Raw genomic sequence first — 844 nt, forward strand, 5'->3', positions numbered from 1 at the left:
GACCCGATCGAGATGGTGGAGCCGGCCTTCAACCAGATGCAGGTGCAACCGGGCATCGACCTGTCCTTCGCCGACGGCGTGCGCGCGCTGATGCGGCAGGACCCGGACATCATCATGGTGGGCGAGATCCGCGACCTGGCCACCGCCGAAATGGCGATCCAGGCCGCGCTGACCGGCCACCTGGTGCTGTCCACCTTGCACACCAACGACGCGCCGTCGGCCGTGATGCGCCTGCTGGAGCTGGGCGTGCCGCACTACCTGCTGGAAGCGACGCTGATCGGCATCATGGCGCAGCGCCTGGTGCGCACGCTGTGCCCGGACTGCAAATCGCCGGACGGCCAGATCGCCGACGACGTGTGGCAAGGCATAGGCGGCGCCTGGGACCTGCCCAAGCCGGAGCGCGTGTACCGCCCGCTGGGCTGCCCCGAGTGCCGCCAGACCGGCTACCGGGGCCGCACCGGCATCTACGAGCTGCTGACGGTGACGGAGGCGTTCAGCCAGCAGGTACAGGAGGAGACCGACATCGCCGCGCTGCGCCGCCAGAGCATCGCTGACGGCATGAAGCCGCTGCGCATCGCCGGCGCCTACAAGATCGCCGAGGGCGTCACCAGCGCTGAAGAGGTGCTGAAAGTGACCTCGGCGCTGGCCTGAAGAAAAAAGCGCGCAAAAACCTTTGCAAGCCCGCAGCGACCTGTATATAATACGGCCTCTTTCGGGTCGTTAGCTCAGCTGGTAGAGCAGCGGACTTTTAATCCGTTGGTCGCAGGTTCGAATCCCGCACGGCCTACCACGAATACGCAGTACCAATGAAGGCTTACCCGCTCCGGCGCGTAAGCCTTTTTTG

General features: G+C 65.6%; 1 protein-coding gene and 1 tRNA gene. Both read left to right on the forward strand.

Annotation, left to right across the window (positions count from 1 at the left end):
* On the forward strand, nucleotides 1-651 hold a 651-nt coding region (locus tag AC6H42_RS17000), incomplete at its 5' end, for a GspE/PulE family protein (RefSeq protein ID WP_497548545.1).
* 63 nt (nucleotides 652-714) lie between these two features.
* A tRNA-Lys gene (locus AC6H42_RS17005) sits at nucleotides 715-790 on the forward strand.
* The last annotated feature ends 54 nt before the right edge of the window (nucleotides 791-844 follow it).

It is taken from the genome of Massilia sp. NBRC 108631 (genome assembly GCF_059704565.1).